Genomic DNA, 19,449 nt, shown 5'->3' on the forward strand with positions numbered 1-19,449 from the left:
CATGAACAAGACCGCCCCCCTGCACGTGATCGTCCTCGCCGCCGGCGAAGGCAAGCGCATGAAGTCGAAGAAGGCCAAGGTGCTGATGCCGCTGGCCGGACGGACGCTGCTTTCGCACGTGCTGGACGCGGCGCGCACGTTGCAGCCGGAAGCCATCCATGTCGTGTACGGGCATTGCGGAGAGCAGGTGCGCTCGGCGTTCGAGCACGATGCCGACCTGCGCTGGGTGCTGCAGTCGCAACGGCTGGGTACCGGTCATGCCGTGCGCGAGGCACTGCTCGACGTGCCGGACGGCGCCACCGTACTGGTGCTCTATGGCGACGTGCCGCTGACACGTGCGCAGACGCTCGAACGGCTGGTGGGAGCCGAAGGCACCGTAGCCTTGCTCGCCACGCGGGTATCCGATCCGTCCGGCTACGGCCGCGTACTGCGTGACGGCAACGGCTACGTGCGTGCAGTGGTGGAGGAAAAGGATGCCGACGATGCGCAGCGTGCCAACAATCTCATCAATACGGGCATCGTCGCTGCCGACGCTGATGCGTTGAAGCGATGGACGTCCAAACTCGATCGCAACAACGTGCAGGGCGAGTATTACCTCACGGACATCTTCGCCATGGCCGCCGGCGAGAACCGCGCCGCCACCTGCGTGGAGTGCGAGGACGAATACGAGGCGGCGGGTGCCAACAATCCCTGGCAGCTGGCCGAGCTGGAAGCGCAATACCGCCTGCGTGCCGCCCGGACGCTTGCCCTTGAGGGCGTGCGTATCGCCGATCCCTTGCGCATCGACGTGCGCGGCGTGGTGAAGGCGGGAATGGACGTGGAAATCGATGTCAACGTCATCCTCGAAGGGGAAGTGACGCTGGGCGACGACGTGCACATCGGCGCCTTCACACGCCTGAAGGACGTCCAACTCGCGCCCGGCACCGTGGTGCTCACGCACTGCGATCTCGATGGCGTGGTGACGCACGGCCCTTGCATCATCGGTCCCTTCGCACGGCTGCGCCCGGGTACCGAACTGGCTGCCGGCGTGCACATCGGCAACTTCGTCGAAACCAAGAAGGCGCGGATCGGCGAAGGCAGCAAGGCCAATCACCTGAGCTATCTCGGCGATACCGTCGTCGGCCGCGGCGTGAACATTGGCGCAGGCACTATCACCTGCAATTACGACGGCGCCAACAAGCACCTGACCACCATCGGCGATGGCGCCTTCATCGGTTCCAACAGCGCGCTCGTAGCGCCGGTGACGATCGGTGCGCAGGCCACCATCGGCGCCGGCTCGGTGATCGGCAAGGACGCGCCGGACGGGGAATTGACGCTCGCCCGTGCGAAGCAGCATACGCTCCACGGCTGGAAGCGGCCGGCCAAGCAGAAGTGAGTGGCATAGTCCGAATGGACAGGACTGCGCGAGGCGGTGAACGCGTATAAGGAAGCGCTGCATTCGCGACAGGGGGAATGCCATGCGTGTCCCAAGGGTCTACAAGGCGCTGCTTGGTGCCGTGTTGTGCTGCATGTGGTTCACCGCCCATGCCGATACCGCCGTGCGCGAACTGCGCTCCGCACCCGAGGCGCGCTCCGCTCCGGGCATCGACTACACGCTCCACACCACGATGTTCCAGGGCAGCACGGTGATGCTCATCGATGTCCACACGGGCACGGGTGACTGGATCCGCACGGATGCCACCCGTTTGCCGCCGTTTCCGCTGGCGCCGCCGGCGAAGGCAGCCCTGCAATGGTTCTTCGGCGCCACCGTGGGATGGATGCCGGTGCCGGCCGGCTGGCGCCTGCAGAGGGCGGCCGTGGGTGCCGACGGCAACACCGCGTACACCTTCGCCTCGCCCGACGGCGTGGCGTCGGGCTGGGTCACCTACACCGTGGTGCCCGCCTGCGAGAGCTGCATTCTGCAGGACGCCAACGGCGTGCTGCCCGGTGCCGGCGAGCACCTCGATGCGTCCGGCGCGGGCGGCGCCAACCTCGGCCAGACCAACCCGGTGATGAGCTGGCAGTCGCATCCCGACGATTGCACGGCGATGTTCCGCTATCGCTCGGACGGCCTGACCGTGCATGCGGCGGTGTTGAGCAGCGTGCCGATCAGCGCGCTGGACAGCCAGAAGGGCGACCTTTCCCTCGCGGAGGCCTATGTGGCGCTTCCGTCGGCCAAGGCAGCCGACGCCGATTTCCTGCTGAGTCACTTCAGGCGCGCGTTTCCCGCGTGCCACGCACCCAACGGCTGGGCCGGCTGAGCTCAGCCGTAACGCCAGCCGTCGATCTCCACCAGCAGCTCCTGGCGGCAGATGTCGCCGTGCACGAGCAGCACCGGCACGCCGGGCAGGCGACGCTGCAGGAAGTCGTGGACCAGCGGCGCATCGATCGGGTGCCGCACGTACGCCTTGAGCGGCGACTGGGTGTCAAAGCCCGCCGGCATGCCGGCGCTCTGCAGCAGGGCTTCGAGGTTGGTCAGCGTTTCGTCCAGCTGCGCCTGCAGGTCGTCGGCGTGGGCCGAGGTGTGTCCAACCACCGCCGCGGTGCCCGAGATGGCCAGCGCGTCGCCGGCCGGCAGCCGCATGGCGCGCGCGAAGCTGGGTGGTGTCGGCCCGTACTGACGGGGGTAGCGCCACGCGCTGACCTGGCGTGGATTTTCCACGCGCTCGCCCGCCTCTTCGCTGGCCAGCAGGTACACCTGCAGTCGCGGCGACGTGGCGTGGTGGCCGATCGCAGTCGCCGCCGGAAAGCCCTCGGCAAAGAACTCGCCCATGCCCGCGGCGCGACCTTCGCAGAACTGCTTGTAGCGCTCGGTGTCCCCGTCGCCTTCGTTGATGGCGCCGAGGTAGTTCCAGATGCGCTGCACATGGCGTTCGCGTCGTGAGGCGAGGAAACGGCACAGCTGCGCATAAGCGGTGAGCGCCGTGTCGCGCGGGCCACCGTGCGCGTGCTCGTCCAGCGTGATGGCGGCGAACAGCCATCCTTCGCCTGCGGACCATTGCAGATCGCCCTCCCGGCCATGATCCACCGGGCCGTCTACCTGCCACAGTTCGAGGGTCGCTGGAGCATCGAAACTCTCGAGGTCCACGCCCAGCCAGCGTGGGTCGTCTACGCGTTCCGCCCCGGTGCCGAAGCCGAAAACCGCAAGCGCGCCCGGCTCGGCCAACAGCCTCTGGGGATCGGTGTGCCGGTAGGACACCTGTGGCGCCCGGCGCAGCGCCGGCATGATGTTTTCACAACCCTGAACCATGGCATCCCAACCGGAGACACAAGGACCCTATGTTACACTCGCCGGTCGATGCCTCTGGGGGAGAGGCACATGAATCGGGTACGGAATCGGGCATGGCCGAGCAGAGCACCGCACAACACGAACTGGCCACTTTGATCGTGGAAAGCCTCAATCTGGAAACCGTGGCACCTGACCAGATCGACCCGGACGCGCCGTTGTTTGGCGGCGAACTGGGCCTCGATTCCATCGACGCCCTGGAAATCGCGCTAGCCGTGTCCAAGCGCTACGGTTTCCAGCTGCGCTCGGACAACCCGGAAAATCGCCAGATCTTCACCAGCCTGCGCACGCTCTCCGAGCATGTCGAACGGCATCGTGCCGTTTAACCAGCGTCAGGCATGATGCCCTGCAACGCGCGGCACACTGTAGCCGCCGTCGTTCCGTCGCCAAGCGAGCAGGTTGATCCGTCGATGTCGTCCCTACCCGCCACTTCAACGAAAGCCACGTCGCGTCGTTGGATGCCGTTGATGTTCGGCTATCCGGTGCTGGCGATGGCTGGCGTGCTGACGCATCGCCAGGGTTTCTCACTGGCCGCGTGCGTGCTGCTGCTCACGGTGCTGATGGCGCCGGTTCTCGCCACGCGCCGCGCCGCGCCGTGGATGATCTGGCTGCTCACGCTGGGCGCCGCGGGCTGGTTCTGGATGCACGGATGGGTTGGCCTGGTGCTGGAATGCGTGCCGATCGCCATCAACGTGCTGCTGGCCACGTTCTTCGGACGCAGCCTGCGCCCGGGCGCCACGCCGCTGATCGCGCGTTTCATTGAAGCCGTGGAAGGCGCGGAGCGGCTGAAAGTGCCTGGCATTGCGCCTTATGCCCGCCGCCTGACCTGGTTCTGGACGCTTCTCACGGCCACGCAGGCGTTCGTGCTCACCCTGCTGCTGTTGTGCGCCGAGCCCGGCGGCCTGCTTGCCTCATTTGGCATCGCTTCGCCATGGCCCGTGCCAGGTGGCGTGGCGCAATCGTATGCGCACGTGGGCGGCTATGTGCTGATTGCCTCGGCTTTCCTGCTCGAGCATGTCTTCCGGCGTTGGCACCTGCGCCATATCCGTCATCCGCGCCTGCACGAACTGGCACTGGGCATTGCCGCGCGCTGGCCGCAGCTGGTGCGCGGCGAGGATCCCGCGTCGTGAGCCAAGCCTCGTTCCAGCATGTTTTCCAGGTGCCCGCCGATCACCCGAGCCTGCCCGGGCATTTTCCCGGTTCGCCGCTCGTGCCGGGCGTGATGTTGCTGGAACAGGTGGCCATCGCGTTGCGCGACTGGCGTGGCGAGCGTCTTGCGCGCGTGCTGGACGCGAAATTCATGGCACCGTTGCTGCCCCGGGAGACCGCGCGCGTATCGCTGACGGAAACCGGTGCGCGCGTGCGCTTCGAAATCCATCGCGACGCCGAACTGCTGGCCCGTGGCACCATCGAGGGCGCGGCATGAGCGAGCACTGGCAGAGTCGCCCGGAAGGTGGCGGCCGTTTCGCCATCTGGCTGATTCGCGCCATTGCGCTGCATGGCGGCCGCCGGCTGGGACGTGTCGCGCTGTATCCCATCACCCTGTATTTCTACTGGCGCCGGGGACCCGAGCGCGCCGCGTCCCGCCAGTATCTCGAGCGAGTGTTCGATGAGCCGGTGAGTGCCTGGCAGGTGGTGCGGCACATCCACGCCTTCGCTGCGACCCTGCTGGACCGCATCTTCCTGCTCGCGCACGGCGAGAAAGCGTTTGACATCACGGTGGAAGGCCTCGAAACCCTGGAGGCGACGTTGGCCCAGGGCCGCGGCCTGCTACTGCTGGGTTCGCACCAGGGCAGCTTCGAAGCATTGCGCGCGATCAGCTCGCGTCGGCCCGGTATTCCGCTGCGCGTGGTGCTCGACAAGCAGAAGACGCCCGCGCTGACCGAGCTGCTCGAAGCGCTTGCACCCGATATCGGCGCGAACGTCATCGACGCCTCGCTGGGCGGTGCATCCATCACGCTGGCCATGGCGGAGGCCTGCGAAAAGGGCGCCATGGTGGCCTTGCTCGCCGATCGCGGACGCGAGCACGAAGTGCTGCGGCGTGCGCCATTCCTGGGCGAACCGGCGCCGTTCCCGGTGGGGCCCTGGCTGCTGGCGCATTCGCTGCGCGCGCCGGTGATGCTGTGTTTTGGCCTGTACGAAGGCGGTAACCGCTACCGGCTGGTATTCGAACCGTTTGCCGAGCGCATCGAAATTCCCCGGCAGGATCGCGCCGAGGCACTGGACGACCTGATCGGCCGTTATGCGCGTCGCCTGGAACACTACATCCACGTGGCCCCCTACAACTGGTTCAACTTCTATGATTTCTGGCAGCAAGACGTGGCTACTGCTGTGCGGCCTGACCCTGTCGCTGTGCGCGAACGCGTCGGCGCCTGAGGAAGCGGCGACTGCGCGTGCACTGGTCGCCTCGCTCGGCCGGCCGGCGCCTGCGCGCACACCGTTTGCGGAAGCACGCTTCATGAAGATGCTGGACCAGCCGCTGGTGGTGTCGGGCGAGCTGGCGTGGTTGGGCGGCGATCGCCTGGAACGCCGCGTGGACCATCCCAATCGCGAAGTGTCGACCATCGCCGACGGAGAAGTGGTGCAACAACGTGAAGGTCGCGAGCCGCGGCGTTTCTCGCTCAAGCGCGCGCCGCAGCTGCAGATCCTGCTCGACAGTTTCGTGGCCTTGCTTGGCGGTGATGCGACGCGACTGGAGCAGTCATTCACCGTGCATCAGCGCGGCGACGACAAGCGCTGGACGCTGGCGCTGGTGCCGCGCGATGCGAAGCTGGCGCGTACCGTCGGCCTCATCGAGATCGACGGCAGTGGCAGCGAACCGCGCTGTATGCGCATGCAGGAAGCCGACGGCGATCTGGCCATCGACCTGCTCGGACCGCTGGCCGGCAGCATGCCTGCCAAACCCACGCGCGAGGCGCTCATGACGCTTTGCCAGGGCGGCTGACATGCGCATCGGCCGCTGGCTACTGCTGGTGCTGTGGCTGGCGCTGCTGGCCGTGCTGGGCATCGTGGTCGCGCAGCGCCTGCGCGTCAGCACCGACCTGCGAAGCTTCATGCCCGAACCGGCCACGCCCGACCAGCGCTTGCTGATGGAGCAGGTCGGCGAAGGTCCCGGTTCGCGGCTATTGCTGGTGGCCATTGCCGGCAAGGACGATGCGCAGCTCGCCGAGCTCAGCCAGCAACTGGCCACGTCGCTGCGCAGGGACGAGCGCTACACGCAGGTACTCAACGGCAGCTTCGACGTCGCCACGCTCGATCCGCAGTTGTTGCCCTATCGCTACCTCCTGTCGCCCACGCTGGACACGCACGCGCTGGACGCCACGTTCCTGCGCGACGAGCTGCAGCAGCGCCTGGATGATCTTTCCTCGCCTGCCGCCAGCCTGCTCAAGGGCCTGCTGCCGCGCGATCCCACGCTGGAAGTGCTGAAGCTGGCCGAGCGCTGGACGCCGCCGAAGTCTCCGGAAGTGCGCGAAGGCGTGTGGTTCTCGCCACAGGACGAAGCGCTGCTGCTGGTGCAGACCCGGGCACCGGGTTTCGATCCGGACGCGCAGGCCACGGCCATCGATGGCATCCAGCGCGCGTTCGCCGCGCTGCCTGCGCATCAGGGCGCATCGCTGGTGCTGAGTGGTCCGGGTTACTTCAGCGTGGTGGCGAACGCGCAGACGCGGGGACAGGCCGAATGGATCGGCCGCATCTCCACCATCGGCTTCATCGCATTGTTGCTGCTGGCCTACCGCAGCGTCGGCTCGCTGTTGCTGTCCGCGCTGCCCATCGCCAGCGCAGCGTTGGCAGGCATCGCGGTGCTGGTGCTGGTATTTCCGCAGGTGCATGGCATCACGCTCGCGTTCGGCTTCACGCTGCTGGGCGTCGCGCAGGAATATCCCATACGAGTGCTCAGCCATCGGCGCGCGGGAGAGAACGCCGTACAGAGCGTGCGCGCGTTGTGGCCTTTGCTGCTCACCGCCATCGCATCGGCCTGCATTGCCTATCTGGCGTTCTACGCCTCGGGCGTGAACGGGCTGAAGCAGCTGGCGGTGTTCACCATCACCGGCCTGCTGGTCGCCGGTTTCAGCACGCGCTACCTGTTGCCCTGGCTGTTGCCGGAGCGCGTTCACGACGTGGCTCGCATGCGTTGGCTGCAGAAGGCCCGTGCGTTGGTGGATGCCCTGCCGCGTCCCCGCTGGATTCCGTTGCTGGTGGCCATCGCCACCCTGCTGATGCTGGTGTTCGCGCGCAGTCCGTTCTGGCAGAACGACCTGGCCGCGCTGACGCCGCTGCCCACCGACCTGCTGCAGCGGGATGCGCGACTACGCGAGGCACTGGGCGCGCCGGACGTGCGCTACCTGCTGGTATTGCAGGCGGCGGACGAACAAGGCGTGCTGGCGCTTTCCGAACGCCTCGAACCTGCCATCGACGCGCTGGTGGCACGTCACGCCGTGGACGCCGTCGAACTGCCTTCGCGCTACCTGCCCAGCGAGGCGGTGCAGCGGAGTCGCCAGCAGAAACTTCCGGACCGCGACACGCTGCAGCGCGCGCTTGCCGACGCCGGACAGGGCATGCCTTTCCAGCCCGGACTGTTCGCGCCGTTTGTCGACGACGTGCAGAAAGCGCGCGAACTGCCGTTGTTGAACTCGGCGCGCTTCTCAACATCGCCGTTGGGGCAGCGTGTCTCCGCGATGCTGGCGCCGCATGGCGATCACTGGCTTGGCTTGGCCACGCTCAGCGGCGTGCATGACGTGGACGCGCTGCAACAGCTTGCGCAGGAAAGCCACGCCGCCGTGCGATTGCTGGACCTGAAGGCCACCGCCGAATCGATGGTGGTGGACTACCGCACGCGCATCCTGCATGCGTTGCTTGCCGCAACACTGCTGCTGGTGGTGGCTATCACGGCCGCGCTGCGCAGTGTGCGTCGCGCATGGCATGTCCTGGCGCCGATGACGCTGGCCACCTTCCTGGTGCTGGCGGTCGAGCGTGCGGCGGGCGTGGAAATTTCACTGTTCCACCTGGTGGCGCTGATCCTCGCCGCGGGCCTTGGCCTGCATTACGCGCTGTTCTTCGAGCGCGATACGGGCGACATCGACGAACAGCGGCGCACCCTGCACGCCACCGTGGTGTGTGTGCTGTCCGCCCTGCTGGTGTTTGGCATGCTGGCATGGAGTTCGATTCCCGTGCTGCGTGCCATCGGCCTCACGGTGAGCCTCGGCGTGGCCTTCCATTTCTGTCTTTCCATCCTGATGGCTCCGCATGCTCGCCAAGACTGACTGGGCGCACCTGATCCCGCACCAGGGCACCATGTGCCTGCTCGATGCCGTGGTCGCGTGGGACAAAACCGGCGTTCACGCCATCACCGAAAGCCATGCGCGTGGCGACTGCCCGCTTCGCGGCCCGCACGGGCTGCATGCGATCCACCTGGCCGAGTACGGCGCGCAGGCCATGGCAGTGCATGGCGCGCTGCTGGCTCGGCAGCGCGGCGCGACGACGGCGCGCCCGGGACGACTGGTCAGCGTCCGCGACGTCGTGCTGGCCGTCGAGTATGTTGCTGAGACCAGCCGTCTGGACGTCCATGCGCAGTGCCTGTACGCCGACGATGCCGGCGCGCAGTATGGTTTTCGCGTGGAGCAGGATGGCCACGTGCTGGCGAGTGGTCGCGCGGCCGTCATTCATCCCGTTTCCTGAGAGCGAGGCGTTTCATGTCCCAGATCCATGCTTCCCGCCGCGCGCTGGTCACTGGTGGCAGCGGTGACCTTGGGGGTGCCATCTGTCGCGCGCTTGCGACAGGCGGCTATCACGTGATCGTGCACGCGAACACGTCCCTGGCCCGCGCTGACGATGTGGCCGCCGCCATTCGTGATGCCGGTGGCAGCGCGCAGGCCGTGGCCTTCGACGTGACCGATGCTGACGCCACGCGCCACGCCATCGAGGCGCTACTGCTGGATGGCCCGGTGCACGCGGTGATCAACAATGCGGGCGTCCACGAGGATATGCCAATGGCCGGCATGTCCGAAGCCGCATGGCGACGCGTCATCGATGTGTCGCTGCATGGCTTCTTCCACGTCACCCAGCCGTTGCTGCTGCCGATGGCACGTGCGCGCTTCGGGCGCGTGGTGTCGGTGAGTTCGGTGGCCGCGCAACTGGGCAATCGCGGGCAGGCCAATTACGCGGCGGCCAAGTCGGCGTTGCACGGCGCGACGCGATCGCTGGCGCGCGAGATGGCGTCGCGTGGCATCACCGCGAACGTGGTGGCACCGGGTGTGATCGAAGGACGCATGATCGGCGAGGATTTCCCGCCCGAGCGCATCCGCGAGATGGTGCCCGCCCAGCGCGCCGGCAAGCCGGAAGAAGTCGCGGCGCTGGTCGCGTTTTTATGTTCGGACGCGGCGGCCTATATCAACGGCCAGGTCATTGGCGTCAACGGCGGCATGGCTTGAGGCAGGAGTGAGAAGTGAGAAGTGAGAGAAGAGCCTGGGTGCGCGCTCTCACTTCTCACTCCTCTTCACTCACTTCTCGCTCTTCACGTCATCGCGGCGTCGAACAGGATGGGTCGCGATGCGCGCGAGCGACGGTAGCTCGCCATGACGTCACCGTGGCGAATCACCTCGCCGACCGTGTACAGCGTGATGCGCGTGACGTCGCGTACCGGGCTGAAGTGGCTGATGCGGAACTCGCCCTGATAGCGCGAGGCGATCGGCACGGACACCACGCCCATGCCCTTCTCGCGCGATGCCGCGATCAGGATGGCGGCTTCGAACACGAAGTTCTCCGCTGGCAGGTCCACCAGATCGAGCGCGGCGCGCGGATACCAACGCTGGCCGCTTTGTGTATCGGCCACGGGTTGCGCACAGGCCCACGAGATACCCCAGTCGGCCACCGCATTGGCGCGCCGGCGTCCCTTGGGTTGCTGTTCTCGTTCGAGCAGGCGCGCGCCGATGACGATGTGGTTGGGATAGCGTTGCGCTGCCGCGGCGATACGCGGGATGTCACTCGCCAGGTGTTGGCCGTCGCCGTCCATGGTGAGCACCGCATCGAAACCCTGTCGCATGGCTTCGCGAAAGCCCGTGCGCAACGCCTCGCCCTTGCCGCTGCGATGGGGGTGGCGCAGCAGCGTCACCGGCAGCGACTGCACGATCTCGGGCGTACGGTCGTCCGAGCCGTCGTCGACCACGATGACGGGCACGCCCAGCGCCAGCACCGATTGCACCACGTTGCCGATGGCGGCCTCTTCGTTGAGGCAGGGAATCAGCACGCACCAACGGGCATCGGAAGTATTCAAACAGGCGTCTCCATGACAACACGCAAGGCCAGGGTTTCGGCGGCGGCAATCGTGCAGTCGCCATCGCCCTTGGCCAGATTCTGCATCAGTGGCCATGCCGATGCGGCGATCGGATTGCTCTCGAACCATTCGCCGGTGGGCGGCGAGGGCTGCAGGGCGGGGCCTGCATGCGGTTCAAGCGTGAGATCCCACCGCACGAAACTGCGGCCATCGGACTCGGGCGACAGCACCAGGGCGCAGCCGAACGAGGTGCGCGTGCCGCTCATGTCGCCCAACGGGCCGTGGCCGGCGATATCGCTGCAAACCAGCAGCACCGGCCGTTGCTCGGCCTGGCACAACGTGGCCGCTTCCAGCAGGCCGGCACCGAAGCTCGCGCGGCCGGCGCTGATCGCGCTCGACGCGGCGTGGCAGCCGGTGGCGATGGTCCAGTAACCGGCCGGCGCGTTGTGCACCGAGTTGTGGAAGCGGGTGGGCGACAGTTCGGTCGGCACCTGGGCGAGCGTCGCGCACATGTAGTCGGAAATGAGCTGGTCGCCGTAGGCCGAGCTGAATACGCAGAGCAATTGGCTCGCGTCCCGTCCGCTCATGGCCACCGCTTGCCCCGCGACTTCCACCGCCAGCAGCACGCTTTCCGGTGCGCGGCGCCGCTCGTTGGCGGGCAACACGGTGGCGGGCGGACGCGCCGCCGCCACGCTTTCGCCGCGTTGCTGTGCCTGCAAGGCCGCAAAGTCGGGCAGCGCCGACGACCACAGGCCAACGCCTTCCACGTGGACGCGCAATGCGGTCATGCGGACACCCTGCCGAAGGCCAGGCAAGCGTTGTTGCCACCGAATCCAAACGAGTTGCTCAGCGCCACGTCGATCGCCCGGTGTTCGGCTTCCCACGCGAACTGCGCACCGCAGGCCGGATCAGGCGTATGGCCGCCCAGGTTGGCCGGCACCAGGCCACGCTCGATTGCCAGCAAGGCGAACGCCGCTTCGAGAATTCCTGAGGCACCCAGCGTGTGACCGGTGAAACCCTTGGTGGAACTGGCGCGCGTCGTGGTGGGGAAGGCGCGGGTGATCAGCGCCGCCTCCACTTCGTCGTTCTTCAGGCTCGCCGTGCCGTGCAGGTTGATGTAGTCGACCTGATCGGCATGCAGGCCGGCGCGGGCCAGCGCGTCCTGCAGGGCGAGTTCCGCGCCGAGTCCTTCCGGGTGCGGGGTGGACATGTGATGGGCATCGCTGGACTCGCCGTAGCCGAGCAGGCGCGGCGCGGAGAGCGCCATGCTCGCGCGTTCCAGCAGCGCAAAGCCGGCCGCCTCGCCGATGGAAATGCCGCGACGCGCCTGGTCGAACGGGCGGCACGGCTCGGGCGAGACGAGCTCCAGCGCGTTGAATCCAAACAACACGCTATCGCACAGCGTATCCACGCCGCCCACGACCGCCGCGTCGGCCAGGCCAAGGCGGATCAGTCGCTCGGCATTGGCGAACACCTTGGCGCTCGAGGAGCAGGCGGTGGAGACGGTGATGCAAGGGCCTTCCAGGCCCAGTGCTTCGGCGACGAATCCGGCGAGCGAATGCGGCGCGTGGATGAGCGGGCGACGCAGGTCGGGCGGCATCTGGCCGTTCTCGTCCAGGCGACGGTACGCCTCTTCGGTCGCACCGATGCTGGCGGTGGAGGTGCCTAGCACCAGCGCCACCCGGGCAGCGCCATACCGCAGCCGGGCATCCAGTGCGCGTTCGACGAAGCGGTCCTGCTGCAATCCCAGCCAGGCGAGGCGGTTGTTGCGGCATTCCCAGATGGCATGGGCGGCAGGCAGCGCGGCGTCTTCGACGCCTTCGACACGACCAATCCAGCACGTCAGGGGCGCGCTGCTGAAGTCGTTCTGACGCAAGCCGCCGCGCGTCGCGGCGAGGGCTGCCGCGTGGCTTTCGAGGCCGTGGCCGAGCGCCGAAGTGGCCGTGTAGGCGCTGACGGCCAAGGGTTGGATCGGTACTGGCATCGGGTCAGCCTAACCAGCACCCGCGGCATTGCCTAGTCTGGACAAACCCCGTTTCGGGGCGCTCATTCATGTTTGTCGAAAATTCGATTGCGCCAGCGGGGCAGGCTGCGCACACTCGCCAACGCTCAGCTTCCCTGCCCTGTCCCGTGCCGCCGATCACCGCCCCGCTCAAACGAGGTCCCTGGCGCTATCTCAGCGACCGGGATGTATTGCATGCCGCCGTGGTGACCCTCGTCGCGATCGTGCTGAGCCTCGGGCTGGTATGGGTCGGTTATCTCATCCATGTGTGGCACGTGGCGGCGCGCAGTCCGCTGACCCTGCCCCGCCCCATGACCGTGCTGGTCTTTGGCCGTCGGCTGGTGCAGGACCAGCCCGAGTCGGATTACCAGCAGCGCCTGGGCAGGGCGCTGGCGCTGATGCGTGCATCGTTGACCGACCACGTCCTGCTCCTGGGCGGCCGCAGCGGCGGCAGCCTCAGCGAAGCCGCCGCGGGGCGCGCCTGGCTGGATGACCACGAGTTGCCGCCGGGCGTCCTGCTGCAGCTGGAACAAGCCTCGGTCGATTCGCTGGAAAACCTGCGCCACGCCCGCAGCCTGCTGCAGGAGTACGGTCCGGTGGCGCGCGTCCTGCCCCCGGTGGCGCTGGTGTCCAGTCGCTATCACCTGGCGCGTTGCCAGCTGCTGGCGCGACGCCTGGGTTTTGAATGCGTGCCCGTGGCGGCGGAGCCTTTGCTGGAGATCAATCGCCGCTACATCATCCGTCTGCTGGCCGAGTCGGGTTATCTCATGTGGATCGACCTTGGCGCGCGATGGGGCCGCCTGATCGGACATCGCCGCATTACCGCGCGGCTTAGCTGACCTGCAGGAGCGCACCCAGTGTGCGATCGCCGCATCAGGGAATATTTCCACTTGGTTTTCGCGCGGGCTCCGATCGCGCATGAAGTGCTCTCCTGCAAGCAAGTGACGTCTTGCCACGGAGGCCCGTGATGTTCTGCTTGCTAAGCTTGCAGAACTTCCAACCAAGCACGGGCCACGCGATGAGCCAGCAAGCCGACCAAGCCGAAACCTTCCTGCGCGAACTGCAGGACCGGATCTGCGCCGCCATCGAACAGGTCGACGGCAAGGCCCGCTTCGTGGAAGACGCCTGGACGCGTCCCGCTGGCGGTGGCGGACGCACGCGCGTGTTGCGCGACGGGGGCGTGTTCGAGCAGGCCGGCGTGAACTTCTCGCGCGTGCATGGACAGCAACTCCCGCCCAGCGCGACGGCGCATCGCCCGGACCTTGCCGGCGGCAGCTTCATCGCCACCGGCGTGTCGCTGGTGCTGCACCCTCGCAATCCGCACGTGCCGACCACGCACGCCAACGTGCGCTATTTCGAAGCCAGCAAGGAAGGCGTTGATCCGGTGTGGTGGTTCGGTGGCGGTTTCGATCTCACGCCGTTCTATCCGCACGACGAAGACGTCGTGCACTGGCACACGGTGGCGCGCGAAGTCTGCAAGCCCTACGGCGAGGCGGTCTATCCACGCTACAAGCAATGGTGCGACGAGTATTTCTACCTCAAGCACCGCAACGAAACGCGCGGTGTCGGCGGGCTGTTCTATGACGACCTCAACGAAGGCGGCTTCGAGCGCTGCTTCGCCTTCACGCGTGATGTCGGGCAGGGCTTCCTGGACGCGTACCTGCCCATCGTCGAGCGCCGCAAGGACGCGCCCTATGGCGAGCGCGAACGCGAATTCCAGCTATACCGACGCGGTCGCTACGTGGAATTCAACCTAGTCTACGACCGCGGCACGCTGTTCGGCCTGCAGTCGGGCGGGCGCACCGAATCCATCCTGATGAGCCTGCCTCCGCGCGTGCGTTTCGAATACGCCTACACGCCAGAAGCCGATTCGGCAGAAGCGCGGCTCGGCGAATACCTCAAGCCGCGCGACTGGGTTTAGCAGCGAGGAGTGAGTGGAGAGGAGTGAGAGCGAGAGAGGACCGCTTCGCCGTTCTCTCACTTCTCACTTCTAACTTCTCACTATTCTTCACTCGGTGGGCATGTCGCCACTGAACTTCACCGGCGTGGCACCCTTCACCGCGCCGATCTGCGCCGTGTCGCTCACCTGCAGCACCACCTCGCGACGGAACTCCAGCGTGCCCTGCACCACGGCGTGCGGGCCGATCACTACGTGCGGCAGACGGCTGTTGTTGTTCCAGTGGAAGAAGCCATTGGGCTTGTCCATCAGGATGCCGCCTTCCACGCGCGAGTTGGCGCCTACATTGATGTCGGCATTGACGGTCTGGATCCCGCCGCCAACGTGAGCGGCGTCGAGGCTGATCGAGCCGTTGACGTTGGTGACCTTGCCCGCGACGTCCGCACCCTTGGCGAGCCGGATGGCGCCGTTGGTGGAATCGAGGGTGCCGGTCACGCGGCCGTTCTGGCCCAGCGAGATCGAACCGTTCACGGTTTCGGCGCTACCGGCCTGCACGCGGTCGCCCATGTCGACCGAGCCATTGACCGTGCTGGCCTTCTGCACCACGGCACCGTCCTCGATGTGCACGGCGCCATTGACGGTGCTCACTTCACCCACGTGGTCGCCGGCATCGACGTGCACGCTGCCGTTGACCTTGCTGATGTCGTGGTCAGAAGCCTGCGCCACAACGGGCAGTACGGCGGCGAAGGCGAGGGCAAGAAGATGACGGCGCATGGTGAAGCTCCCTGATGGTATGGACCCCTTTAGGATGCGCCTCCTTGGGCCAGGGTTTAGCATGACCTTCGACACGGGCGTCAATTGACGGGCTCCGGACGTGGCCTCACCATGCAGAATTTCCCGCCGCGAATCCCCGCCATGTACAAGCTTGTCCTTATCCGTCACGGCCAGTCCCAGTGGAATCTCGACAACCGTTTCAGCGGCTGGGCCGACGTGGATCTCACCGCACAGGGCATGGCCGAAGCCGCCGAGGCTGGTCGCCTGCTCAAGGCCGAAGGCTATGCTTTCGACGTCGCACACACCTCGGTGCTCAAGCGCGCCGTTCGCACCTTGTGGGGTGTGCTCGACGCGATGGAGCAGATGTGGCTGCCGGTCGTCACCGACTGGCGCCTCAACGAGCGGCACTACGGCGGCCTTACCGGGCTCAACAAGGCCGAGACCGCAGCGAAGTACGGCGAGGACCAGGTAAAGGTGTGGCGCCGCAGCTACGACATTCCGCCGCCGCCGCTCGACCGGGCTGCCAACGAGTCAGTGACTGATCCGCGCTACGCCAACCTCGATCCGTCGATGATCCCGGACACCGAGTGCCTCAAGGACACGGTCGATCGCGTGATGCCCTATTGGCACGACGTGCTCGCGCCGGCCATCCGCTCGGGCCAGCGCGTGGTGGTGGCGGCGCACGGCAACTCGCTGCGCGCGCTGGTGAAGTACCTGGACAATATGTCCGAAGAGGCCATCGTCGAGCTCAACATCCCCAACGGCGTGCCGCTGGTGTACGAGTTCGACGCGAGCCTCAAGCCGATCCGCCACTATTACCTGGGTGACGCTGACGCCATCGCCGCGAAAATGGCCGCCGTGGCCAACCAGGGCAAGGCCAAGTAAGCCCCGATCAACACGTCGCGTGTGACAGACGTCACCCGCAATGGCTGAGGCGCGTTAGTCGTGGGCGCCAGGGCAGGTCGCTATGCTTCCTCCATCTTCTGACGAGACGTCGCCCATGACCCCGAACATGATCTATGCGCTGATGATTCCGCTGATGGCGTTCGGCATCTGGCGCCGCGTTCGCGGAAGCTTCGGTCCGCAACCCATCCGCCGCAAGCGCATGATCGGGCGCATCGTGTTTTTCACCGTCGTTGCCGGCCTGATCGCGCTAGGAGGCCTGCACAACACGCGCCTGCTGGAAGGACTGCTCGGCGGCATGCTCGTCGGTGCGGCGCTCGGTACCGCAGGACTCAAGCTCACGCGCTTCGAGCGCAATGCCAGCGGCAGCGACCTTTACATCCCCAACGCATGGATCGGCGGCGTGCTCACCGTCCTGCTGGTGGGACGCCTTGCCTGGCGTTTCCTGGTGGTCATGCCGCAGCTGCAGGATCCGGCCATGGCGCATGCCGCGCCGCCGATCGGCAACAGCCCGCTGACGCTGGCCATCTTCGGCCTGATGATCGGCTACTACATCTGCTATTTCGCCGGCCTGCTGGTGCACCACCGCCGGTTCGAGCGGGCGCAGGCCACGGCGGCGTAAGGCAGCTCAGAGCGCGTCGCTGTCCATCTCGCCCGTGCGGATGCGGATGACCTGTTCCAGCGGGCTGACGAAGATCTTGCCGTCGCCGATCTTGCCGGTGCGAGCCGAGGACTGCATGGCCTCGACCACGCGGTCGACCTGCTCATCGGCCACGGCAACTTCCAGCTTGATCTTGGGCAGAAAGTCGACCACGTATTCCGCGCCACGATAGAGCTCGGTGTGGCCCTTCTGGCGGCCGAAGCCCTTCACTTCGGTGACCGTGATGCCCTGGACGCCCACTTCGGCCAGTGCCTCGCGCACATCGTCCAGCTTGAACGGCTTGATGATCGCCACCACCAGCTTCATGGGTCGTCCTCGAATCGTGGAATATCCGGCACCGGCGCCAGGAAGGGCATTTTGCCCGTCTACCCGCCGGCTGTCGCCTGGGTCGTTATCGTGTAGGACAATGCCTACACATATAAGCGGAGCAAGCCGATGGTGGCATTTAAAGACATGAATCTACACTGTGTTTCGACGAGTTCGAGGTGCTATCCATGATGGATAGGCAGGACATCGATCAACTTGCCCAGCGTCTAGTTTCGTTGGTTCCATCAGGATTGGCTCAGGCGCACCAGGATCTGCGCACCAACTTCGGCGATGTTCTGGCGCAGGGATTGCGCCGCCTTGATCTGGTCACCCGCGAAGAGTTTGAAGTCCAGAGCCAGGTTTTGGCGCGTACTCGCGCCAAAGTCGAAGCGCTGGAAAAACGAATCGCAGAACTCGAGGCCAGCGCAGCCACCTGACAAGGTCGCGCGGCCCACGACCCGGGAGCCGCCCCCGACCTGTCACCCTCACCCCGAGAACGGTCGGGGGCGGCTGTTTTCATCCTTGGCCGCACGAGGGAGTTGCTCCATGTTTCAAGCTGGCAGCCACTCCCGCACGCTCCGCGCCGCATGAGCCTCGCCGTCACGCTCAGCCGTGCCCAGGAGGGTGTGGCGGCACCCCAGGTCATGGTTGAAGTCCATCTTTCAGGCGGACTCCCGGGCACCAATATCGTTGGCCTTCCTGAGGCTGCCGTGCGCGAGGCGCGGGACCGTGTGCGCGTCGCCATCCAGAACACGGCCTTTGAATATCCCAACCGCAAGGTCACGGTAAACCTTGCACCGGCTGAGCTGCCCAAGGATGGCGGCCGCTTCGACTTGGCCATCGCGCTGGGTATTCTCGCGGCTGGCGGCCAGGTGCCGCGCGAAAAGCTGGACGACTGCGAATTCCTTGGCGAACTGGCGCTGTCGGGCGCCCTGCGCGCCGTCTCTGGCGTGCTGCCGGCACTGCTGCGTGCCCGTGCCCGTGGTCGGCGCGTGGTGGTGCCTCGCGCCAACGCGGCCGAGGCGGCCTTGGTGTCCGATGTCGATGTGCTGGTCGCCGATACGCTGGCCGAAGTATGCGGATGGTTGCGTGGCGCCCAGGAGCTTGGCCTTCCCGGTGATCCCATGTTCGCCGACCAGGAAGTCACGGGGCCCGATCTGGCTGACGTGCGCGGGCAGTTACAGGCGCGCCGGGCCTTGGAAATCGCAGCGACAGGCGGCCATCACCTGCTGTTTGTGGGGCCGCCGGGGACGGGCAAGACCATGCTGGCGGAACGTCTGCCCGGCATTCTTCCGCTGCTCACCGAATCAGAAGCGCTGGAGACCTGCGCGGTGCAGTCCGTGGCAGGAAAGACGGTGGACCCAGCGCTCTGGCGCCGACGACCCTTTCGCGCGCCGCACCACACCAGTTCCGCCGTGGCACTGGTCGGGGGCGGTGCGGTGCCGCGTCCCGGCGAGATTTCGCTCGCCCACAACGGTGTGTTGTTCCTGGACGAGTTGCCCGAGTTCGGGCGGCACGTGTTGGACGTACTGCGCGAACCCATGGAATCGGGTCATATCGTCATTTCGCGCGCCGCGCGCCAGTCGACGTTTCCCGCGCAGTTCCAGTTGGTGGCGGCGATGAATCCATGCCCGTGCGGCTATGCCGGAGATCCTCGCCAGCGATGCCGTTGCACGCCAGATCAGGTGCAACGCTATCGCGCGCGTATTTCCGGACCGCTGCTCGATCGCATCGACCTCAGCGTGGAAGTGCCTACCGTGCCGTTGAGCGAGCTGGGTGCGCCGCGGGGCGAACACGATGAGGACTCGGCGACCGTTCGCGCACGCGTGATGAAGGCCCGGCACCACGCCTTGATGCGGGCAGGCCGCCCCAATGCGGACATCAGCACGCGCGAGCTGGAGCGCGATTGCGCGCTGGGTCCGGCGGAGCGGCGCTGGTTCGATGCCGCACTGGAGCGGTTGGGCTTGTCGGCCCGTGCCTATCACCGCACCTTGCGCGTGGCGCGGACGATCGCCGATCTGGACGGCGGTGCGGCTTTGCTGGATCGAACGCATCTCGCGGAAGCGCTGTCGTACCGGCGATTTTGAGTCCATTGCACGAGTGGTGCGCTCGACCATTCGTCTCGGCATGACCCCTGAACTTCGGGCCACCCCTTAGGTCGCGACAGGATTGCCTTGGGTTGCCGGAGCCCGCGCAAGCTTCCCGGTCATGGGCGTGTCCTGCTGGACAGCGCGGCGGATGGCTTTCCAGGCCGGACGAGTCAATTTTTGAACTGGTGGGTATTGACTTAGGCGCACCCGGGCGTATTATTTGTACTCGCTAGTTCTTTATTGAACTCAGCCCGCCGCCCCGGTATCGGTACTCCCTCCCC

The 19,449-nt window shown here is 66.5% G+C and carries 22 protein-coding genes; 16 read left to right on the forward strand and 6 right to left on the reverse strand.

Translation table 11 applies throughout. The annotated features are described in order from the left end of the window. Position 1 precedes the first annotated feature (1 nt). Together glmU and VFG49_RS05615 are read left to right on the forward strand one after the other, a co-directional pair. The gene (gene glmU / locus VFG49_RS05610) at positions 2-1,375 is read left to right on the forward strand and encodes a bifunctional UDP-N-acetylglucosamine diphosphorylase/glucosamine-1-phosphate N-acetyltransferase GlmU (protein WP_324858533.1); all 1,374 of its coding nucleotides are present in this window, start codon (positions 2-4) and stop codon (positions 1,373-1,375) included. A gap of 82 nt (positions 1,376-1,457) precedes the next feature. After that, entirely contained in the window at positions 1,458-2,240 is a 783-nt protein-coding gene (locus VFG49_RS05615) for a DUF4850 domain-containing protein (protein ID WP_324858534.1), read from the forward strand. A 2-nt stretch (positions 2,241-2,242) separates the two neighbouring features. Here the strand turns inward: VFG49_RS05615 and VFG49_RS05620 are convergent, their stop codons facing one another. Further along, entirely contained in the window at positions 2,243-3,229 is a 987-nt protein-coding gene (locus VFG49_RS05620; RefSeq protein WP_324858535.1) for a pteridine-dependent deoxygenase, read from the reverse strand. 92 nt (positions 3,230-3,321) lie between these two features. Here VFG49_RS05620 and VFG49_RS05625 point away from each other — a divergent pair, with 92 nt between their 5' ends. From VFG49_RS05625 to fabG, 8 genes are all read left to right on the forward strand, one after another. Beyond that, positions 3,322-3,591 carry a phosphopantetheine-binding protein gene (locus tag VFG49_RS05625; protein ID WP_324858536.1) on the forward strand — a complete coding sequence of 90 codons (270 nt, stop codon included), beginning with the start codon at positions 3,322-3,324 and terminating at the stop codon, positions 3,589-3,591. A gap of 84 nt (positions 3,592-3,675) precedes the next feature. Then, complete coding sequence (locus VFG49_RS05630; RefSeq protein ID WP_324858537.1) at positions 3,676-4,395, forward strand: xanthomonadin biosynthesis protein; 720 nt, start codon at positions 3,676-3,678, stop codon at positions 4,393-4,395. Continuing rightward, positions 4,392-4,691, forward strand: a complete 300-nt coding sequence (locus VFG49_RS05635; RefSeq protein WP_324858538.1) for a hydroxymyristoyl-ACP dehydratase — start codon at positions 4,392-4,394, stop codon at positions 4,689-4,691. The genes VFG49_RS05630 and VFG49_RS05635 overlap by 4 nt, the downstream gene beginning before the upstream one ends. Beyond that, the gene (locus VFG49_RS05640) at positions 4,688-5,641 is read left to right on the forward strand and encodes an acyltransferase (protein WP_324858539.1); all 954 of its coding nucleotides are present in this window, start codon (positions 4,688-4,690) and stop codon (positions 5,639-5,641) included. The genes VFG49_RS05635 and VFG49_RS05640 overlap by 4 nt, the downstream gene beginning before the upstream one ends. Next, the gene (locus VFG49_RS05645) at positions 5,565-6,209 is read left to right on the forward strand and encodes a LolA-related protein (RefSeq protein WP_324858540.1); all 645 of its coding nucleotides are present in this window, start codon (positions 5,565-5,567) and stop codon (positions 6,207-6,209) included. Before VFG49_RS05640 ends, VFG49_RS05645 begins: the two co-directional genes overlap by 77 nt. A 1-nt stretch (position 6,210) precedes the next feature. After that, positions 6,211-8,526, forward strand: a complete 2,316-nt coding sequence (locus VFG49_RS05650; RefSeq protein ID WP_324858541.1) for an MMPL family transporter — start codon at positions 6,211-6,213, stop codon at positions 8,524-8,526. After that, a complete protein-coding gene (locus VFG49_RS05655) occupies positions 8,510-8,941 on the forward strand; it encodes a phosphotransferase (protein ID WP_324858542.1) in 432 nt (143 codons plus the stop codon). Before VFG49_RS05650 ends, VFG49_RS05655 begins: the two co-directional genes overlap by 17 nt. A 14-nt stretch (positions 8,942-8,955) precedes the next feature. Next, positions 8,956-9,693, forward strand: coding sequence for a 3-oxoacyl-ACP reductase FabG (fabG, locus tag VFG49_RS05660; RefSeq protein ID WP_324858543.1), 738 nt, complete (start codon positions 8,956-8,958; stop codon positions 9,691-9,693). Between the two features lie 83 nt (positions 9,694-9,776). Here fabG and VFG49_RS05665 read toward each other — a convergent pair whose 3' ends face one another. Genes VFG49_RS05665 through VFG49_RS05675 form a run of 3 tightly spaced genes read right to left on the reverse strand, consistent with a single transcriptional unit; the run spans position 9,777 to position 12,519 of the window. Next, positions 9,777-10,535 (reverse strand): glycosyltransferase family 2 protein, encoded by a 759-nt coding sequence (locus tag VFG49_RS05665; RefSeq protein ID WP_324858544.1) that lies wholly within the window; start codon positions 10,533-10,535, stop codon positions 9,777-9,779. After that, the gene (locus VFG49_RS05670) at positions 10,532-11,323 is read right to left on the reverse strand and encodes a beta-ketoacyl synthase chain length factor (protein ID WP_324858545.1); all 792 of its coding nucleotides are present in this window, start codon (positions 11,321-11,323) and stop codon (positions 10,532-10,534) included. Before VFG49_RS05670 ends, VFG49_RS05665 begins: the two co-directional genes overlap by 4 nt. Then, positions 11,320-12,519: a beta-ketoacyl-[acyl-carrier-protein] synthase family protein gene (locus VFG49_RS05675; RefSeq protein ID WP_324858546.1), complete on the reverse strand. Its 1,200-nt coding sequence runs from the start codon at positions 12,517-12,519 to the stop codon at positions 11,320-11,322. The genes VFG49_RS05670 and VFG49_RS05675 overlap by 4 nt, the downstream gene beginning before the upstream one ends. A 68-nt stretch (positions 12,520-12,587) precedes the next feature. On the opposite strand from VFG49_RS05675, the gene VFG49_RS05680 reads away from it, so the two are divergent. Both VFG49_RS05680 and hemF read left to right on the forward strand, forming a co-directional pair. After that, entirely contained in the window at positions 12,588-13,376 is a 789-nt protein-coding gene (locus tag VFG49_RS05680; RefSeq protein WP_324858547.1) for a YdcF family protein, read from the forward strand. A 179-nt stretch (positions 13,377-13,555) separates the two neighbouring features. After that, the gene (gene hemF / locus VFG49_RS05685; RefSeq protein WP_324858548.1) at positions 13,556-14,458 is read left to right on the forward strand and encodes an oxygen-dependent coproporphyrinogen oxidase; all 903 of its coding nucleotides are present in this window, start codon (positions 13,556-13,558) and stop codon (positions 14,456-14,458) included. Positions 14,459-14,545: 87 nt separating this feature from the next. Here the strand turns inward: hemF and VFG49_RS05690 are convergent, their stop codons facing one another. Continuing rightward, the gene (locus tag VFG49_RS05690; RefSeq protein ID WP_324858549.1) at positions 14,546-15,208 is read right to left on the reverse strand and encodes a hypothetical protein; all 663 of its coding nucleotides are present in this window, start codon (positions 15,206-15,208) and stop codon (positions 14,546-14,548) included. Positions 15,209-15,349: 141 nt separating this feature from the next. Between VFG49_RS05690 and gpmA the strand changes: the two genes are divergently transcribed. Then, complete coding sequence (gene gpmA, locus VFG49_RS05695) at positions 15,350-16,093, forward strand: 2,3-diphosphoglycerate-dependent phosphoglycerate mutase (protein WP_324858550.1); 744 nt, start codon at positions 15,350-15,352, stop codon at positions 16,091-16,093. A gap of 115 nt (positions 16,094-16,208) precedes the next feature. Further along, the gene (locus tag VFG49_RS05700; RefSeq protein WP_324858551.1) at positions 16,209-16,733 is read left to right on the forward strand and encodes a DUF1453 domain-containing protein; all 525 of its coding nucleotides are present in this window, start codon (positions 16,209-16,211) and stop codon (positions 16,731-16,733) included. A 6-nt stretch (positions 16,734-16,739) separates the two neighbouring features. Here the strand turns inward: VFG49_RS05700 and glnK are convergent, their stop codons facing one another. Then, positions 16,740-17,078 carry a P-II family nitrogen regulator gene (glnK, locus tag VFG49_RS05705; RefSeq protein ID WP_324858552.1) on the reverse strand — a complete coding sequence of 113 codons (339 nt, stop codon included), beginning with the start codon at positions 17,076-17,078 and terminating at the stop codon, positions 16,740-16,742. Positions 17,079-17,266: 188 nt separating this feature from the next. Between glnK and VFG49_RS05710 the strand changes: the two genes are divergently transcribed. Both VFG49_RS05710 and VFG49_RS05715 read left to right on the forward strand, forming a co-directional pair. Continuing rightward, entirely contained in the window at positions 17,267-17,515 is a 249-nt protein-coding gene (locus VFG49_RS05710) for an accessory factor UbiK family protein (RefSeq protein WP_324858553.1), read from the forward strand. Between the two features lie 150 nt (positions 17,516-17,665). Continuing rightward, a complete protein-coding gene (locus VFG49_RS05715) occupies positions 17,666-19,165 on the forward strand; it encodes a YifB family Mg chelatase-like AAA ATPase (RefSeq protein ID WP_324858554.1) in 1,500 nt (499 codons plus the stop codon). Positions 19,166-19,449 lie beyond the last annotated feature (284 nt).

Source organism: Dyella sp. (genome assembly GCF_035685885.1).
Lineage (GTDB): Bacteria > Pseudomonadota > Gammaproteobacteria > Xanthomonadales > Rhodanobacteraceae > Dyella.

What these genes read in the sequence shown, in the direction of transcription:
- glmU (WP_324858533.1), top strand. Translation starts at nt 2, where the DNA reads ATGAACAAGACCGCCCCCCTGCACGTGATCGTCCTCGCCGCCGGCGAA.
- VFG49_RS05615 (WP_324858534.1), top strand. Translation starts at nt 1,458, where the DNA reads ATGCGTGTCCCAAGGGTCTACAAGGCGCTGCTTGGTGCCGTGTTGTGC.
- VFG49_RS05620 (WP_324858535.1), bottom strand. Translation starts at nt 3,229, where the DNA reads ATGGTTCAGGGTTGTGAAAACATCATGCCGGCGCTGCGCCGGGCGCCA.
- VFG49_RS05625 (WP_324858536.1), top strand. Translation starts at nt 3,322, where the DNA reads ATGGCCGAGCAGAGCACCGCACAACACGAACTGGCCACTTTGATCGTG.
- VFG49_RS05630 (WP_324858537.1), top strand. Translation starts at nt 3,676, where the DNA reads ATGTCGTCCCTACCCGCCACTTCAACGAAAGCCACGTCGCGTCGTTGG.
- VFG49_RS05640 (WP_324858539.1), top strand. Translation starts at nt 4,688, where the DNA reads ATGAGCGAGCACTGGCAGAGTCGCCCGGAAGGTGGCGGCCGTTTCGCC.
- VFG49_RS05645 (WP_324858540.1), top strand. Translation starts at nt 5,565, where the DNA reads ATGATTTCTGGCAGCAAGACGTGGCTACTGCTGTGCGGCCTGACCCTG.
- VFG49_RS05650 (WP_324858541.1), top strand. Translation starts at nt 6,211, where the DNA reads ATGCGCATCGGCCGCTGGCTACTGCTGGTGCTGTGGCTGGCGCTGCTG.
- VFG49_RS05655 (WP_324858542.1), top strand. Translation starts at nt 8,510, where the DNA reads ATGCTCGCCAAGACTGACTGGGCGCACCTGATCCCGCACCAGGGCACC.
- fabG (WP_324858543.1), top strand. Translation starts at nt 8,956, where the DNA reads ATGTCCCAGATCCATGCTTCCCGCCGCGCGCTGGTCACTGGTGGCAGC.
- VFG49_RS05670 (WP_324858545.1), bottom strand. Translation starts at nt 11,323, where the DNA reads ATGACCGCATTGCGCGTCCACGTGGAAGGCGTTGGCCTGTGGTCGTCG.
- VFG49_RS05675 (WP_324858546.1), bottom strand. Translation starts at nt 12,519, where the DNA reads ATGCCAGTACCGATCCAACCCTTGGCCGTCAGCGCCTACACGGCCACT.
- VFG49_RS05680 (WP_324858547.1), top strand. Translation starts at nt 12,588, where the DNA reads ATGTTTGTCGAAAATTCGATTGCGCCAGCGGGGCAGGCTGCGCACACT.
- hemF (WP_324858548.1), top strand. Translation starts at nt 13,556, where the DNA reads ATGAGCCAGCAAGCCGACCAAGCCGAAACCTTCCTGCGCGAACTGCAG.
- VFG49_RS05690 (WP_324858549.1), bottom strand. Translation starts at nt 15,208, where the DNA reads ATGCGCCGTCATCTTCTTGCCCTCGCCTTCGCCGCCGTACTGCCCGTT.
- gpmA (WP_324858550.1), top strand. Translation starts at nt 15,350, where the DNA reads ATGTACAAGCTTGTCCTTATCCGTCACGGCCAGTCCCAGTGGAATCTC.
- VFG49_RS05700 (WP_324858551.1), top strand. Translation starts at nt 16,209, where the DNA reads ATGACCCCGAACATGATCTATGCGCTGATGATTCCGCTGATGGCGTTC.
- glnK (WP_324858552.1), bottom strand. Translation starts at nt 17,078, where the DNA reads ATGAAGCTGGTGGTGGCGATCATCAAGCCGTTCAAGCTGGACGATGTG.
- VFG49_RS05710 (WP_324858553.1), top strand. Translation starts at nt 17,267, where the DNA reads ATGATGGATAGGCAGGACATCGATCAACTTGCCCAGCGTCTAGTTTCG.
- VFG49_RS05715 (WP_324858554.1), top strand. Translation starts at nt 17,666, where the DNA reads ATGAGCCTCGCCGTCACGCTCAGCCGTGCCCAGGAGGGTGTGGCGGCA.